At 74.4% G+C, this 15,612-nt stretch carries 12 protein-coding genes; 5 read left to right on the forward strand and 7 right to left on the reverse strand.

Features of this window, described 5'->3' with window-relative positions:
• The first annotated feature begins 16 nt into the window (after positions 1-16).
• Positions 17-1,720, forward strand: coding sequence for a hypothetical protein (locus WMF31_RS08100; protein ID WP_436601379.1), 1,704 nt, complete (start codon positions 17-19; stop codon positions 1,718-1,720).
• Positions 1,721-1,753: 33 nt separating this feature from the next.
• Here the strand turns inward: WMF31_RS08100 and WMF31_RS08105 are convergent, their stop codons facing one another.
• From WMF31_RS08105 to WMF31_RS08130, 6 genes are all read right to left on the reverse strand, one after another.
• Positions 1,754-3,319, reverse strand: a complete 1,566-nt coding sequence (locus WMF31_RS08105; protein WP_436601380.1) for a dipeptidyl-peptidase 3 family protein — start codon at positions 3,317-3,319, stop codon at positions 1,754-1,756.
• Positions 3,320-3,363: 44 nt separating this feature from the next.
• Positions 3,364-4,293 carry an SDR family oxidoreductase gene (locus tag WMF31_RS08110; RefSeq protein WP_436601381.1) on the reverse strand — a complete coding sequence of 310 codons (930 nt, stop codon included), beginning with the start codon at positions 4,291-4,293 and terminating at the stop codon, positions 3,364-3,366.
• Positions 4,290-5,153, reverse strand: coding sequence for a lysophospholipid acyltransferase family protein (locus WMF31_RS08115; protein WP_436601382.1), 864 nt, complete (start codon positions 5,151-5,153; stop codon positions 4,290-4,292). The genes WMF31_RS08110 and WMF31_RS08115 overlap by 4 nt, the downstream gene beginning before the upstream one ends.
• 273 nt (positions 5,154-5,426) lie before the next feature.
• Positions 5,427-5,747: a hypothetical protein gene (locus tag WMF31_RS08120; RefSeq protein ID WP_436601383.1), complete on the reverse strand. Its 321-nt coding sequence runs from the start codon at positions 5,745-5,747 to the stop codon at positions 5,427-5,429.
• Between the two features lie 314 nt (positions 5,748-6,061).
• Positions 6,062-7,777 carry a protein kinase domain-containing protein gene (locus WMF31_RS08125; RefSeq protein ID WP_436601384.1) on the reverse strand — a complete coding sequence of 572 codons (1,716 nt, stop codon included), beginning with the start codon at positions 7,775-7,777 and terminating at the stop codon, positions 6,062-6,064.
• A 173-nt stretch (positions 7,778-7,950) separates the two neighbouring features.
• Positions 7,951-9,777, reverse strand: coding sequence for a radical SAM protein (locus WMF31_RS08130; RefSeq protein WP_436601385.1), 1,827 nt, complete (start codon positions 9,775-9,777; stop codon positions 7,951-7,953).
• A gap of 339 nt (positions 9,778-10,116) precedes the next feature.
• On the opposite strand from WMF31_RS08130, the gene WMF31_RS08135 reads away from it, so the two are divergent.
• The 4 genes from WMF31_RS08135 (at position 10,117) to radC (ending at position 14,278) form a co-directional block, all read left to right on the forward strand.
• Positions 10,117-12,264, forward strand: coding sequence for a HEAT repeat domain-containing protein (locus WMF31_RS08135; RefSeq protein WP_436601386.1), 2,148 nt, complete (start codon positions 10,117-10,119; stop codon positions 12,262-12,264).
• 5 nt (positions 12,265-12,269) lie between these two features.
• Complete coding sequence (gene xseB, locus WMF31_RS08140; RefSeq protein ID WP_436601387.1) at positions 12,270-12,623, forward strand: exodeoxyribonuclease VII small subunit; 354 nt, start codon at positions 12,270-12,272, stop codon at positions 12,621-12,623.
• 16 nt (positions 12,624-12,639) lie between these two features.
• Positions 12,640-13,368, forward strand: coding sequence for a competence/damage-inducible protein A (locus WMF31_RS08145; RefSeq protein WP_436601388.1), 729 nt, complete (start codon positions 12,640-12,642; stop codon positions 13,366-13,368).
• Positions 13,369-13,504: 136 nt separating this feature from the next.
• Positions 13,505-14,278, forward strand: coding sequence for a RadC family protein (gene radC / locus WMF31_RS08150; RefSeq protein ID WP_436601389.1), 774 nt, complete (start codon positions 13,505-13,507; stop codon positions 14,276-14,278).
• Between the two features lie 48 nt (positions 14,279-14,326).
• Here radC and WMF31_RS08155 read toward each other — a convergent pair whose 3' ends face one another.
• Positions 14,327-15,517 carry a tetratricopeptide repeat protein gene (locus WMF31_RS08155; RefSeq protein ID WP_436601390.1) on the reverse strand — a complete coding sequence of 397 codons (1,191 nt, stop codon included), beginning with the start codon at positions 15,515-15,517 and terminating at the stop codon, positions 14,327-14,329.
• Positions 15,518-15,612 lie beyond the last annotated feature (95 nt).

The raw sequence follows: 15,612 nt of genomic DNA on the forward strand, positions 1-15,612 counted from the left end.
CGGACGCGGTGCCGGCGTGCGCCTCCCCGCGATGCTCGCCCTCGCCCTGGCCAGCACCGGCGGCGGGGCGTGCATCTTCCTCGCGCCGTTCCCCGACGTGGCGGCGGATCCAGGCGTCGAGGGGGGCGGAGGCGGCGGCGAGAGCGGCGTCGACACCGGCACCGGCGCCGACTTCGGCCCTGGCGGCGGCGATGGCGGAGGCGGCGGCGAGATCGCGGAGACCTGCGCTCCCCTCGCCGAGGCGGCTTGTTACGAGGGCCCGCTGGACACGGAGGGCAGGGGCCTCTGCCTGGCCGGCGTCGCGACCTGCAACGCCGACGGGACCGGGATGAGCGCGTGCGCCGGCCAGGTCCTGCCGGACTACGAGGACTGCGAGACGGCGGCGGACGAGAACTGCGACGGGCTGGGCTGCGCGGGCGAGCCGGTGCGGGGGGTCGCGCTGGGCGGCGCCGGCGACCAGCGCGGCACGGCCGTCGCCGTCGGCGAGGACGCCGTCGTGGTGGCCGGCTCGGCGTCCGGCAGCACGGATCTCGGCGGCGGCCTGACCGAGGAGCTCGGCCACGTCGGCGATCCGGACGCCTTCGTCATCTCGTTCACCCGCGACATGCGCCCCCGGTTCAGCCGCCGCTTCGCCGACAGCGTGGCCCGGGGGGTCGCGCTCGCGCCGGACGGCGACGTGGTGATCGTGGGCGGCGCGTCGGGCGACGTCGATTTCGGCGGCGGTGAGCTCGCCGGCGGCCCCGGCAAGGGCGAGGACGTCGTGGTCGCGCGGCTCGGCGCCGACGGGGCGCACCGGTTCAGCCGGCGCTTCGGCGACGGCGCGAACCAGTTCGCGACCGCGGTCGCGGTGGACACGGCGGGGAACGCGTTCGTCACCGGCAGGTTCTGGGGCACGCTCGATCTCGGCACGTCGTGCCGTGGCGAGCCCATCGTCCTCACGAGCGCGGGCGAGAGCGACGCGTTCCTCATCAAGCTCGACGCCACCGGCGCGGTCTGCCTGGCCATGCGGTTCGGCGACGCCGAGCACCACCAGGCCGGCACGGGCGTCGCGATCGACAGCGAGGGCAACCTGCTCCTCGCCGGCTGGTTCGGCGGGAACATCGATCTCGGCGGCCCGGAGCTCGTCACCCAGGCCAGGTCCGACCTGTTCATCGCGAAGCTCAGCGCCGCGGGGGACCACCTCTGGAGCAAGAACGCCGAGGCGAGCAACGCCGCCGAGGCGCTCGGCGTGGCCGTGGACGGCGCGGACAACGTGTTCGTGGTCGGCTCGTTTCGCTCGAAGGTCACGTTCCGGGAGCGGCCGCTCACGACCGACGACGACAAGGACATCCTGCTCGTCAAGCTGGGCAGCAACGGCGTCGCGCGCTGGAGCGAGCAGTTCGGCGACGGCGCCGACCAGGAGGGCGCCTCGGTCGCGGTCGATCTGGCCGGCGACGTCTTCGTGACCGGCTCCTTCCTGGGCAGCATCGTGGTCGGGGACGACGTGCACACGGCGACGGGCGCCGCCGACGCGTTCGTGGCCAGGCTCGACCCCGACGGCGGCGTGCGCTGGTGGCGCTCCTTCGGCGACTCGGGCGAGCAGCGCGCCGCCGCGGTGGCGGTCGATCGCCTCGGCGGCAGCTGGGTGGCCGGCCGCTTCAGCGGCGGCGTGGATCTCGGGAGCAGCGCGCTCGCGAGCGAGGGCACGGGCGACGCGTTCCTCGCCGAGATCGGACCGTGAGCACCCCGGACGCGCCCGCCCCCCGCCGGCGGCTCACTCGCCGGCGAGCGGATAGATCGGCCGGATGTCGATCGGGATCCCCTCGAGGCCGCCGAGCGCCAGCCGCATGGGCTCCGAGAGGCCGCCGTACCTCGAGAGGAGCTCGGCGGCGGCCTGGCTGTCGCCGCGGTGCTGCACCAGGCAGAGGTCGCGGACGAGCCGCGCGATCGCGGCCTCGAGCTCCGCGGTGTCGACCGTGAAGCGCCGGGCCTCCGGGTCGAAGCGGGCGGCGCGCTCCTCCAGGAAGCGGTTGATCTGGAGCGCGGCGCCCTTGCCGTGCGCCTCGGCCACGCCGAAGCGCGTGCTCCGGAAGAGCCCGGCGAAGTAGGAGACGAGGAGCTTCTCCCTGAAGTCGGCGGGGAAATGGCCCCTCTGGATCATGAAGAGGACGTTGTAGGCGCCCATCGCGTCCGCCTTGGCCTCCTCGAGGGCGGAGTAGTTCGCCCCGAGCGCGAGCCGCACCTCGACCCGCTCCCCGCCCAGGGTCGTGAACGCAGGGCCCAGGCTGTGCGAGAGCTCGTGGAAGAGCGTCTCGTTGAAGAACGCCTCGGACGACAGGTGATCGAGCTGCGCCGGGTCGAGGATGCGCTCGGCGATGGGGCGCATGATCCGCTCGAACTTCGTCTCGATGACGTTGCGGAGCAGGACCTTCTTGGCCCCCTTCTCGGCGCGGACACGCTCGTCGTTCGGCAGGTTGAACGCGATGGTCTGGACCGATTTGCGGGCGTCGCCGGCGCTGAAGACCAGGTCCACGACCCGGATCGGGCTCTCCCCGCCGCGCTCCGTCTTGACCTCGTCGGGGATGGGCAGGTTGCGCTCCATCTCCGGGAGGAGCTCCTTGTAGCTGGAGAGCCGCCGGGACGCCTCCGGATCGCTCACCGTGACGAACGACTCGAAGGAGGCCTTGAGCCCGAGGAGCTCGTCCTCGTAGGTCTCGTACGGGCCGATGGTCACCTCGACCTGGCTGTCGAGGTCCATCCAGTCCTTGTCCGACGCATGGTAGTCGTCGGAGCGGAACGCGTCGGCGCGGGAACGCAGGAATCTCCGCAGGCTCTCGTTCTCCGTGAGCGCCGCCGCCTCGCGGAGCAGCGCGCCGGCGGGGGCGAGCCACGCCGCGTAGGCCTCGCTGTACGGCACGGCCACGAGCCCGCCGTCGTCGCGGCGTATCCGCGTGAACAGGCTCTCGAACGCCGCCTTGTCGCCCGGGTGCCGCTGGATCCACGCGTGGAGCTCGGCGGCCGAGAGATCTTCCGGGTAGAAGCCGGCGCCCGGGGGGCGCGGCCGGTCGACGGCGAAGGGGCGGTGGTGATCCTGCCTGTCCCACGGGCCCCGCATGATGTCGAAATAGGCGAGCCGGTCGCGCCCCTCCGGGCTCTGGTCCGCGAGGAGCCGCTCGCGGATCTCCGGGTTCGTGGCGCACGCCTGGCGGTCGAAGATGGGATCGAGCAGCCTCGAGGCCTCGATGAGCTTGTCGAGCGCCCTCCTCTCCGTTTCGGGCAGCCGGCTGACGTCCGCGGTGAGCCTGGCCGGCGCGAACTGCTTGACCTTGTCGGACAACAACGGGACCTCCTCGGGGCGGTGTCCGGCGCTCCGGACGTCTCGGATCAGCTTGCCTGGATCGGATGCGCGTCGCGGTACTCGCGGATCGCCTGCGCCTCGTCGACGGCGTGCTTGAACCCGGTGGCGGCGCGGAAGGCGGCGCTGTCCACGACGATGGGATACTTGATGTGGCTGAGGGCCGCGCGCGGGAGCTTCGGAAAGCCGAAGCGGCCGAGCGCGTTCCGCAGCACGAACTCGGGCAGGGGCACCGCCACCCGGCCCGCCGCCCGGATGATGAGCGACAGCGGCACGGGCTGCGGGCCCGAGACGTTGTAGACGCCGCGGATGCGCTTCTCGAGGGCGAGGCAGATGGCGGTCACGACGTCCTGCTCGTGCATGAACTGGAACAGCGGGTCGAACCCGAGCACGTACGGGACGCGGGGCCCCCGGAGGAAGCTCGCCAGCGTGCCGTGGCCTGTCGGTCCGAGCGTGTAGCACATGCGGAGCACGGTCGTGCAGAGCTCCGGAGCGCGCCAGAGCGCCGTGCAGGCGTAGAGATCGGCCGCGACGAGGTCGGCGAGCTCGGGGAAGGTGGAGACCGCCATCGGCGGATCCTCCTCGGTGTGGTAGAGCGGCGACTCCGGGCCGGCGCCGTAATACGTGTGTCGACCGACGAAGATCACGTGCTCGACCCCGCAGGCGCGGCTGTTGTCGAAGACGACGCGGGTGCCGCCGAGGTTGATCCGATACCGCTCCTCCGTCTGCTCCGCGAGGTGCGTCACGGTCGCCATGTGGATGACGGCGTGAGGCCGGCGCTTGCGGAACACGTCCTCGGCGGCGCGCTTCTGCAGATCCACGTTGTGCATCTCGACGCCGGCCGGGGCGGTCGGCCACGGGCGGCGATCGATGCCGATCACCTCGTGCCCCTGGTCGAGGAGGCGCGTCGCGACCATGCGGCCGAGCAGCCCGGAGATCCCGGGGATGAGGATCCTCATGCGCGCTCCTTCGACGAGGGCGCCCCGGGCCGCGCGGCGCTGCCCGGGCCGGCCGCGAGCTCCCCGTGGCGCCGCTCTCGCCCGACCTCGATGAGCTCGGCGATCCGGGCCTTCACCTGCTCGACGTGGGCCGTGATCACCTCGTCTTCCTCCGCGCCGGTCCCGGGGAACCTCATGGGCTCGCCATAGGTGATCTCCAGCCGGACCGGCAGCGGCGCCGGGACGAGGTACGGGGTGATGGGGATGTACGGCACCCCGAACAGCCGGCCGACGGTGTAGGAGTTCGCGACGGTGGGCACCGCCTCGCCGCCGCCGACGAAGCCGAACGGGATGATGGGCGTGTTCGTCTTGAGCGCGAGCCGGAGGAACCCCGAGCCGAAGTGCACGAGCGAGTTGCGCTCGCCGTAGAGCTTGGCCGTGCCGCGCGCGCCCTCGGGGAACACCACGAGCAGCCGCTCGTCCTCGAGCAGGCGGCTCGCGTGCTCGGGGAGGCCGGTGAACTGCCCCGTGCGGCTCGACCAGAGCGAGGTGAAGGGGAGGCGATTGATGAATTTCTCCGCCATCCCTTCGGCCAGCCGCGGGGGATCCATCTCGAAGAACATCGACGCGACCACCATCGCCCCGTCGATGGCGATGCCGCCCGAGTGGTTGCCGACGAGCATCGCGCGCCCGCGCGCCGGGACGTGCTCCGCGCCGCTCACGCCCACCGTGAAGTAATGATGATAGAGGAAATCCAGCAACGTGAAGAACAGACCGAGGTGCTTTCGGGAGATGCCGTAGGGATCGACCCCGAAGCTGTTGAACGGGATCTCCAGCCGCTGGACGCGCTGAGCAATCGAGTCGCTGACGAGCAGTGTCAAGGTCACCCTCCGGAGGCGTCGGCGCCGGGAGGGTACGCGCGATCGGACGGAAAGCACAACCTTCGCCGGAGCGCGCGCGAGGCGGCGGGCGCGCGACGCGCCGCGGCGGCTCACGCGCTCGCGGCGCGGCGTCGCCTGCGACGGGCTCGGCCGCGGCCCGGGCCGCGGTCATTGAGGAGCCCCGCCGGCTGCGGTATGGGTCGGCCATGTCGAGCCGACGCCGCGCCCCGCGATTTCCGGTCGTCCGACGCCCCGGCGATCGCATTACGACCTTTACGAGCTCGACTTGATCTCCGGCTCTTCCTGAGCTGCCCGGCTCTCCTGGCTCGTTCCGGGGGCCTTGACCGCGGGCATGGAGGGCCAGGATCCCCGGACGAGCGCGCGCATGGCCGCCGTCTTCAGCGCGACCTCGCCGGGATCGAGGAAGACGCCGAGCGCGCTGCGGATATGGGGGAGCGCGCGGATCAGGTCGGCCGGCGTCATCCCTTCGGGCGGCGACACGCCGCTCCGGTCGCAGGCCTCCTGGATGATTTTCCTGGCGAAGGTGGGCGCGAGGCCGCAGCACTCGACCACCTGCTCGAAAAGCGAGCGCATGAGCTGATTCCCCCCGGGATAACGTCTGACGCGCGGCGCGTCTTTCACTTGGGCGAGCACGTGCCGGGCCCACCACAAGAATAGCCTGCCTCGTATGTCGTGCTCGTGAGACGGGGACTTGCCATCTGCGGCCTCTGGCGAGGGTGTAGGTGTCGCGATGCGGCGCCCTCGGAGCGGGACAAGCGCCGTGCTCCGCGCGATCGGCGCTGACGCGGAGCGCGATCGGGGTCGCCGGCGCGTTGGACGGGTCTCCCTCATCAAAGTGTTGGACGGGCCTTCGAAAAGGATCATCGCCGTCGCGCCGGCGTCGCGCGTCACAGCTCCGTCGGCCGGAAGGGCGTCCAGGATTTCGTCCGCGGAGCGCGGGTCCGCTTCGGCGCCGGGGCCTTCGGCGATGTGCTGCGCACGGTCGACGTGCGGGGGGCGGGCTTCGTCGGGGCTGCGGGCCGGCCAGCCGCGCGCGTCTGGGACGGGCCCGTCCTGGGCTTGTTGGCCGCGGAGGGCGTGGGCGCGCTGGAGCTCGGCCCCGGAGCCGCGCTCGCCGATCCGGGAGCGCCGGGAGCGGAGCCCGGCGCGGACGCGGTGGGAGCGGAGCCCGGCGCGGACGCGGTGGGAGCGGGGCCCGGCGCGGACGCGGTGGGAGCGGGGCCCGGCGAGGGCGCCGTGGCCTGCACCGGCGCCATCGGCGGGGTGGGCATGCGGTCCGCCGTGGACGAGAGCGGGAGAGACAGGGCGGGCGAGCCGGGGCCGCCAGGGCCCGCCTCCTGCCCAGCAGGATCGCGCCCGCTCCGGACCAGGAAAGCCCCCACCCCGAGCGCGAGCGGGAGCACGAAGAGGGTCGCGATCAGGCTGCGGCGCACGAGGCCCTGCCGCTGGCGCTGGAGCGCGGCCTCGGAGACGACGGCGCCCAGCCCCGGCGTGCTGGTGTCGGCGCCCGCGCCGCCCGACGCGAGCGGGGTGCCCCGCTGGCTCAGGGGCGAAGGCTGGCCGAGCGGCGGACGCTGGCTGCGCGGCGGACGCTGGCTGAGCGGCGCGCGCAGCGATCGGGGCGCGGAGCTGGACGCGGGCCCGCTCCGCGCGCTGATCGGTGAGCCTGCGAGCGGATCCGGGGACGCGTGCAGGCCGACCTCCTTGAGGAGCGCCTCCACCGCCCGGTGGGACGCCACGGCGAGGCCCGGCGTGTTCGCGGCGGCCTCTTCCAGGGCGTCCGCGAAGGCGTCCGCGGTCGGGAAGCGCTCGTCCCGATCCGCGCGCAGCGCCCGCAGGCAGATCCTGTCGAGCGCGACCGGGACCGACGGCATCACCGCCCGCGGCCCCGCCGGGGCGCCCTCGAGGATCTGCGCGATCAACGCGCCCTCGTTGTCCGCCTTGAACAGGCGCTGCTCGGTGAGCATCTCCCAGAGCACAACGCCCGCCGAGTACACGTCGCTGCGGCGATCGGCCTGCTCGGCTCGGATCTGCTCGGGCGCCATGTACGCGAGCTTGCCCTTGAGCGCGTTGCCCCGCGTCGAGACGAGCCTCGATTCGGCGCGCGCCACGCCGAAGTCGGTGATGCGCGTGACGCCGTCGACGCCGACGATCACGTTCTGCGGCGAGACGTCCCGGTGCACGAGGTGGAGCGGCTCGCCGCCCGGGCCGGTGAGCTCGTGCGCGGCGTGGAGGCCCGCGAGCATGTCGAGGAAGACGCGGAGCGCGATCCCGAGGGGGACGGGCCGCCTCGCCCGCGCGCACGTGCGCAGGAGGTGGTGAAGCGAGGGGCCCTCGACGTACTCCATGACGAGGAACAGCGGATCCTCGACCAGGTCGAACGTCGCGACCACGTTGGGGTGGCGGACGCGCGCGGCCAGGCGCGCCTCGTCGAGGAACATCGCGACGAACTCGGGTTCCTCCGCGAGGTGCGGGTGCATCATCTTCAGGGCGACGAGGCGCTCGAACCCCCCGGCGCCGACGGCCCGCCCCAGGTAGACCGTGGCCATGCCGCCCGACGCGATGGCGCGCACGGTCTCATAGCGGCCCGCGTACAAGGTCACATGAGGAGATTACACCATGGTTGGTGCGTTCTCCACGAGTCCCGCGCTGCACGGGGCCCCCGCAGCCCACGTGACCAGCGCTCCCCGCTCATCGATGTGAGGCGCTCTGCGACCGCGGGCGCGCGGCTGCGCCGCCGGGGCCAGCGGCGGCGCGGCCGCGCGAAGCCGGCCTATCAGCTCACGATCGGCAGCCGCCTGGCGGCCGATCGCGCGCGTGCGCCGCCCTGCTCGCGCTCGCGCAGCGCAAGGTCGTGCTCGACGATCGTCAGGGGATTGTCGTAGGCCGGAAGCGGAAGATCCTTATTCTTGGCGTGCACGGGATGCCTGCCGTGCCGCCTGTACCACTCGGCCACGGTGGCATTGGCCTTCATCTTCTCGAGGATGTTCCGCCAGCCGGCGCCGGTGTTGTAAGCGCAGAAGCTGATCTCGCCGAGCTGTGTTCCGTACGGAATGATGCACATCTCGGTGCGCCGGAAGTCGTAATTGAACAGGTCCTGAAACCACATGCCCGCGACGAACAGGACCCGCCACTCGTACTCGCGGGCGTCGCCCTCGCCGGCGTGCGCGGCGCCGGTCTGACTCATGAACTGCTTCACCAGCGTGCCGAGGTGGAAGCCGGGCGGCGCCTTCTCGGGCCGGTAATGGCGGAGCAGCGCGGCGACGACCTGCGCCTTCGTCAAGGTGCGGCCGCGCCCGGCGTCGAAGATCTCCCGCAGATCCTTGAGCAGCCCCTCGACATCGAGGAAATCGAGCAGCGGGATCATCTGCTTGGTTTTCTTGTGGACGAACAGGACCGTCCCGATACCGCAGTTCGGGTGGCAACCGCAGTTGATCTGTCCCCAGTCCTTGTCGGGGCCGTCGAGCAGATCGGTCACGTCGCCGAACGGGCTCAGCGCGGAGAGGGGGAACCAGTCGCGGAGCGGGTCGGTCACGCCGGTCTGCCGCGCGATGTCGTGCGCCAGGTGGCTGAGCGTGTAGCGCTGCTGCTCGCGCAGCTCGTCGGAGATGTCCTCGTCGCGGCCGGTGAAGCTGACCGGCTGGAAGCTGACGACCGTGATCTTGTCGGCGTTCTGGACGGCGAAGTCGATGATCGGGCCCACCTGGTCGTTGTTGATGCCGTTGACGATCGTCACGACCAGGATGACGTCGATCCCGGCGGCCGAGAGCTCCTCGATCGCCCTGAGCTTCACGTCGTACAGGTTCCTGATCTTCCGGTGGCTGTTGGCGGCGTTCGTCACGCCGTCGAACTGCAGGTAAGCCATCCGGAGGCCCGCCTCCTTGGCCTTCCTGGCGAAGCCCGGCTCCTCCGCGAACCGGAGGCCGTTCGTCGCGCACTGCACCGCGAAGTAGCCCTTCTTGCGCGCGTACCGGATGGCGTCGAGGAAGTGCGGGCTCAGCGTCGGCTCGCCCCCGGAGAACTGGATCGACATCTGGCGGCGCGGGCGCACGTCCGCGGCGTCGTCCAGGATGCGCGTGATCTCCTCCCAGGAGAGCTCGTGCACGTAGCCGACCTGATTGGCATCCATGAAGCACGGGTCGCACATCATGTTGCAGCGGTTCGTGAGGTCGACCGTGAGCACCGCGCCGCGCCCGTACCGGATGGTGCTCGATCCATGGTCGTGGATCCGATCCGGCGTCATCTCGACGTCTCGGCCGCCGAACAGGCGCTCGATCCGGGCGAGGAAGGCCGGGTCGATCGAGATCGTGTCCGAGAAGGAGCCGTGCTTCGGGCAGGTCTTCTCCATGACGACGCGCCCGTCGCGCTCGACGATGCGGGCGCGGATCTCCCCGGGCTTGTCGGAGATGAGCTTCGTCCAGTCCGCCGCGCCGCTCAGGATCTCGGCGCGAGCCTCCTTGACGCAACGGGGGCAGAGGCTGTCCGTCTCACGGGGCCAGCCGAGCGGCGGCTTCGAGCGCTGGCCGCTCCTCGGGATCGGTCTGTCGCTCCACCGCGGGTGAAACGGCGCCGGCTCCGCGGCGAGCCGGTTCAGATGCTGCAAGACTGGCCACGCCTTGTTGGCGGATACCGTGATGGCTTTTTCCAGTGTCCGTACCAGGTCGATCAAGCGTCACCTCGCTCACAGGCTCACACTCGCGGCGCACCGTAGGTCGACCTGCCGCGTGCTTCCATCAAATTTCCGGCGCGTCGCGCGGCCGTGACGGGCGGTGGGGGACCTGGGGTGCTCGCCGGAGGGGCTGGTGCACAGGCGAGCCACCGGATCGGCTCGCCGGAGCGCAAGCCCCGGAGGTGAGCACCCCAGGTCCCCCACCGCCCGTCACGGCGGCCCGGGCCGAGGGTGACAGCGGGGGGGCGATCGCGGGATAGTGCGGCCGAGCGAATGCGATCCCTCCCTGGAACCCCCCGCGCCCTGGGCCTCGCGGCGGCGATCGCCGCGGCCGCGCTCGCCGGGCCGGCCGCGGCGCAGCGCGCGGGCGACGGCGGCGACGCGGCCGCCGCCGGAGCGGGCGCGGCGCCGCTCAGGGGCAGCCTGGGGGTGCCGGTCGCGGAGCGGCTGCTCTCGTCGAGCGATCCCGAGGCGCGGCTCCGCGGCATCGAGCGGCTCGGCGCGATCGGCACGGAGGAGGCGACGAGCGCGCTGCTCGCCGCGCTCGAGCAGGGCTCTCCGGCGGCGCGCGACCCGCGGGCGCGCCTCGCGGCGGTGCGGGCGCTCGCCCCGCACGTGCGGCGCGACGGCGTGCGCCAGCTCCTGACGCGCGAGCTCTCCGAGGGCGGCGCCCCCGCGCGCAGCGCCGCCTCGCCGCTCGGCGGCGTGCTGCGCGGCACCGCCGCGCTCGCGCTCGCGCGCTCCGGCGACCGGCGCGCGCTCTCCGCGCTCGTGAACGCGATCGTGCAGGGCGGGGCCGCGGGCGAGGCCGCGGCGAGCGCGCTCCGGGCCTACCCGCCCCGCTCGCTCCAGCTCCTGCTCGGCAGCCGCAAGCGGCTCGAGCCGGCGCTCGTGCGCTTCCTCGGCGAGCTCGGCGATCTCCGGGCGATCGGGGTGCTCCGGCCGATGCTCGACCGCGGCGACAGGGCGGCGCAGGTGGCCGCGGCGCGCGCGCTGTCGCGCCTCGGCGACGAGGCTGCGCTGGCGAAGGCGCGCGCGTGGCTGCGCAAGCCGGATCCGCGGCTCCTCGAGGCGACCGCCGAGATCCTCGTCCACCTCGGCGCGAAGGAGGCGCCCGACGCCGTGGCCGCGCTGCTCGGCGCCGAGCCCGCGCGGCTCTCCGGGCTCGGGCTGGCCGAGCTCGCGCCGTCGGAGCGGCTCGTGCCCGCGCTCGCGCGCGCGATCCCGCTGCTCCCGGAGGACGCGCGGCCCCGCGCCGTCGCGGCGCTCGGCCGCGCCGGCGGCGCGGAGGCGGCGCGGCAGCTGCGCCGGATCCTCGAGGAGCGGCCCGAGCTCGCGACCGCGGCCGCGTTCGCCCTGGCTACCCTGCCCGGGGCCGAGGCGCGCGCCGCCGTCGGGGAGATGATCGAGGGCCCGCGCGCCGCGCGGGACGCGGGCCTCCTGCGGCTCGGCCTGCGCGCCGGCGTCGTCCGCGCCCTCGCGCTGCGCGACGCGCCCGAGGCGCTCCCCGCGCGGCTGCTCGCCGCGCTCGCCGCGCCGCGTGGGTCGGCCGATCGCGCCGTCGCGGTGTTCGGCGCGGTGGCGCTCGGCCTCCGCGGCCCCGTCGAGGTCCTCGGCGCGTGCTCGCCCGCCGCCTGCGATCGCGCGGCGGTCCACGCGGCGGCGCGCGGCGCGCTCGCGCGGGGCGAGGGAGCGCTCGCCGCGCTCGCCCCGCTCTTCGCGGCGCTCGTCGCGCCGGGGGGCCCGGACGGCGCGCCCGACGCGGCGGCGATCTCCGCCGGCGTCGCGCTGCTCGCCGAGCCCCGGGGCGGCGCGGTCGCGACCTCGCGGCTCGCCGCCCTCGCCGAGGCGGGCGGGCCCCTGTCGCCGCTCGCCGCCCGCGCGCTCGCGGCCCGCGACGACGACGTGATCCGCGGGCGGATCGAGCGGCTCCTCGAGGGGAGCGATCCCGTCGTGCGCGCGCACGTCGCGCTCGGCCTCGGCCACGACCCGAGGCCGGACAGCGTCTCGCTCCTCGCGCGCGCCTACCGCTTCGAGCACGACGCGGCGGTGCGCCGCGCCATCGTCCGGGGGCTGTCCCGGCGCGCCGAGGTGCAGCGCAGGCGCGTCCTCCTCGCGGCGCGGGATCTGGATCCGGACGACGGCGTGCGCGCGCTCGCGCGGGCCGCTCTCGCGGGGCGAGCGCTCGACCCGCCGCGCGCCGCGCTCGCGACGGGCGTGGTGTGGATCGCGATCGTCCCGAACGACCCGAGCGCGGCCGCGCGCGCGTCGTCGCGCCCGGCGCGGCTCGTCCGCCCGGATGGGCTGGCCGTCCCGGTCGTCGCCGATCCGGACGGCGTGCTGCTCGTGCCGGGGGTGCCGCCCGGGGCGAGCTCCGTCCTGCTTGCGCCGGCCGCACGGCCGGGGGACTCTGGCTCATGACGACGATGAGCGACGCAACGGACGAGAGCGGCCGCGGCGCGGACGCGGGGGCGAGCGCGGCGCCCGGCGCCGCGTCGACGACGGGGGCGACCGACGCCGTCGGCGCTCCGGGGAGCGGCGACGCGGCCGCGGGCGCCGGCGGGCTGTCCTTCGAGGAGTCGACGCGCCGGCTCGCGAAGATCGTGGCGGAGCTCGAGGGCGGCGACCTGCCGCTCGAGCGCGCGCTCTCGCTCTTCGAGGAGGGCATCCGGCTGTCGCGCTCGGCGCAGGAGCGCCTCGACCGCGCGGAGAAGCGCGTCGAGGAGCTGCTCGGGATCGACGCCGACGGGCGCCCGGTGACGCGCGAGTTCGAGGGGTGAGCGGAGCAAGGTGGAGATGAGGACCGCAGCGGCGCTGATCATCGGCAACGAGCTGCTCAGCGGGAAGATCGCTGACGAGAACCTGGTCGTGCTCGCCGGCACCCTGCGCTCGCTCGGCGTCAAGCTGGTGCGGGCGGTCATGGTGCTCGACGAGCTCGGCGTGATCGCCGCGGAGGTGAAGGCGCTCGCCGCGGCGCACGACTACGTGTTCACGAGCGGCGGCGTGGGCCCGACGCACGACGATCTCACGATCGAGGGCGTCGCGCGCGCGTTCGGCGTCCCCGTGGTCCGCGCGCCCAACATGGAGCGCATGCTGCGCGAGTACTACGGCGACCGGCTCACCGAGGGGCACCTGCTCATGGCGCGCGTCCCGGAGGGCGCGCGGCTCGTGGCCGGCGAGAGCGCGGCGTGGCCGGCGGTGGTGATGCGCAACGTGTGGATGCTGCCCGGCGTGCCGCAGATCTTCCGGGCCAAGCAGTCGCTCATCCAGGCGGAGCTCTCCGGCGGCACGCCGTTCGTCTCGCTCGCGGTGTTCACGACGCTCGACGAGGGGCAGCTCAAGCCGATGCTCGATCGCGTGGTCGCGGCCCACCGCGACGTCGACATCGGCTCGTACCCGCGGTGGTCGGGCGCCGACTACCGCACGAAGCTCACCTTCGACGGCCTCGTCGAGGCGAAGGTGCGCGCGGCGCGCGACGCCTTCGCCGAGAGCCTGCCCCCGGACGCGATCGTCCGCGTCGAGTGACGCGCGCCCCACCCCCCGCAGGCGCCCGGCCCTGGCGGCCGCCGTCGCCGCCGCCGCTCCGCCACCTCGTCGGCGGGCGATCCCCCGCGCCGGCGCGCGTAGCCGGCCGGGCCCGCGGCGTGCTTGTCGCCCGCGCATGAGCCTGTGGAAGAGCGCCCTCCTGTCGCCCGAACACCTCCCCGAGCCCTGCGCGGACGATCCCGCCGCGCTGCCCGGCTTCGCCGGCCCGCGGGAGCGCGCGCTCGAGGAGGGGATCTGGTCGCTCGGCGACGCCGACCTGCTCGCGATCGTGCTCGGCACCGGGCTGGTCGGCACCCCGGTGACGCTCGTCTCCGCCGCCATCCTGGCCCGCTTCTCCGGGCTGGAGGGGCTCTCGCGGCTCGGCCCGCACGCGCTCGCCGAGCACCCCGGCCTCGGCCTCGCCAAGGCGCTCCGCATCGCCGCGTCGCTCGAGCTCGGGCGGCGCGCGTTCGAGCGCGCGGTGCGCCCGCGCCCTCCGGTGCGCTCCTCGGCCGAGATCGCGGCGTGGTGCGCGGCGCACCTCGGCCCGCTCGATCACGAGCAGATGTGGGTGATCTCGCTCGACGGCCGCAACGGCATGCGGGGGGCCCGCCGGGTCGCGCAGGGCGGGCTCCACGGGTGCTCGGTCGCGGCGCGGGACATCCTGCGCGCCGCGCTCGCGGACGCGGCCTCGGCGCTCGTGCTGGTGCACAACCACCCGAGCGGCGACTCGGCGCCCTCTCCCGAGGACGTGGACATGACCAATGCGGTCGCTGCGGCCGGCGAGGTGGTCGGGGTGCCGCTCGTCGATCACATCATCCTCGCGCCGGACGGCCACTACTCCTCGCTGCACGATCTCGGGATGATCGAGCCCGGCGACGCGCCGCGCGACGCCGTCGCGCGTCCTTGAGGCGGCGCCTCGTGGGACAGGGGACGGCAGAATGAAGAGACCGCCGCTCTAGCCCCGCTGGCTGACCAGGATGCCGTGCCGCTCCCCGCCGGGCTTGCCCGCGGTGCCCGGGACGCTCGCGAACCGCAGCGTCGCGCCGCCCCAGTCGACCGAGGGGCTCCCCTGGAGCAGCGAGGTATAGAGCGCGCTCGCCTGCGTCATCGGGCAGCCGAGCGCCTCGCGCAGGAACGTGAGCGACGCGCCCGTCGCGTAGCTCACCGGCGCCTGCCGGCCGTCCTCGCCGATCACGGTGACCTTGAAGACGTCATCCTCGGCGCGCGCGGCGCGATCCGGATCGGTCAGCGCGAGGTGCAGCGCCTCGATCGCGCCGCCGCCGGGGCCCCCGCCCGCGTCGAGGGTGACGTGGAGCTCGAGGAGCGGCGCCGTGTAGCGGACGGTCCGCCGCATCCCCCCGCCCTCCACCGAGACGGGCGGCGCCAGCGTCTCGCGGCGCGCGAGCTGCGCCTCCACGACGAGCGCCGACCGCGCGAGCTCCCGCTCCGTCTTGCCGAGCAGCCGGCGCGCCCGCATCTCGGCGAGCGCGCGCCGCAGCACCTCGCGGTTGCGCGCGGCGCGCTCGTGGCTCCGCTCGCGCGCGAGCAGCGCCTCGAGCTCGATCCGCGCCTGCTCGTGCTCGCCGATCGACGCCAGCGCGTCGGCGAGCGTGAGCCGCGCGTCAATGAACCCCGGCGCCCGCCGCACCGCCTCGCGGTAGGCGGCGATGGCCGCCGCGATGTCCCGGCGCGCCTCGTGCGCGAGGCCCAGCGCGAACGCCGCCCGCGCGTCGCCCGGCGCCGCCTCGCACGCGCGCGCGAGCCAGGCGGCGGCCTCGTCGTAGCGACGCTGGTCGTAGAGCACGACGCCGAGCTCGCGCAGCACCCGCGGGTCGGCGGGCGCGATCGCGGCGGCCCCCTGGAGCGCCGAGGCCGCGCCGTCGAGCTGCCCGATACGGACGAGCGCGCGCGCGTGGGCGAGGCGCGCCTCGACCGCGTCGCCGCCCCGCTCCACGGCGCGCGCGAGCGCCGGCGCCGCGTCCGCCCAGCGATCGAGCGTCGCGTACGCCGCGCCGAGCGCGAGCCACGCCCCGCCGTCGCCCGGCTCGGCCGCGAGGTGCCCCTCGAGGCCGGCGATCCCGCCGGCCATGTCCCCGCGGCGCAGCAGATCGAGCGCGCGGTCTCGCGCCTCTCCAGGCGGCGTCATGGCGGAAGGGTACGCCGGCGCCTGCGAGCAGGTCGAGCGCCGCCCGACCCCACGGGCGACCCCTCGCGACCTCGGTAGCCCCGCGGCAGCCGGCG

The sequence above is a fragment of the Sorangium sp. So ce1036 genome (genome assembly GCF_051369805.1).
In the GTDB taxonomy this organism is placed as follows: Bacteria; Myxococcota_A; Polyangia; order Polyangiales; family Polyangiaceae; genus Sorangium; species Sorangium cellulosum_F.

Excerpts from the sequence above, each read along its gene's own strand:
- WMF31_RS08110 (WP_436601381.1), bottom strand. The coding sequence starts at position 4,293 with ATGAGGATCCTCATCCCCGGGATCTCCGGGCTGCTCGGCCGCATGGTC.
- WMF31_RS08120 (WP_436601383.1), bottom strand. The coding sequence starts at position 5,747 with ATGCGCTCGCTTTTCGAGCAGGTGGTCGAGTGCTGCGGCCTCGCGCCC.
- WMF31_RS08135 (WP_436601386.1), top strand. The coding sequence starts at position 10,117 with ATGCGATCCCTCCCTGGAACCCCCCGCGCCCTGGGCCTCGCGGCGGCG.
- xseB (WP_436601387.1), top strand. The coding sequence starts at position 12,270 with ATGAGCGACGCAACGGACGAGAGCGGCCGCGGCGCGGACGCGGGGGCG.
- WMF31_RS08145 (WP_436601388.1), top strand. The coding sequence starts at position 12,640 with ATGAGGACCGCAGCGGCGCTGATCATCGGCAACGAGCTGCTCAGCGGG.
- radC (WP_436601389.1), top strand. The coding sequence starts at position 13,505 with ATGAGCCTGTGGAAGAGCGCCCTCCTGTCGCCCGAACACCTCCCCGAG.
- WMF31_RS08155 (WP_436601390.1), bottom strand. The coding sequence starts at position 15,517 with ATGACGCCGCCTGGAGAGGCGCGAGACCGCGCGCTCGATCTGCTGCGC.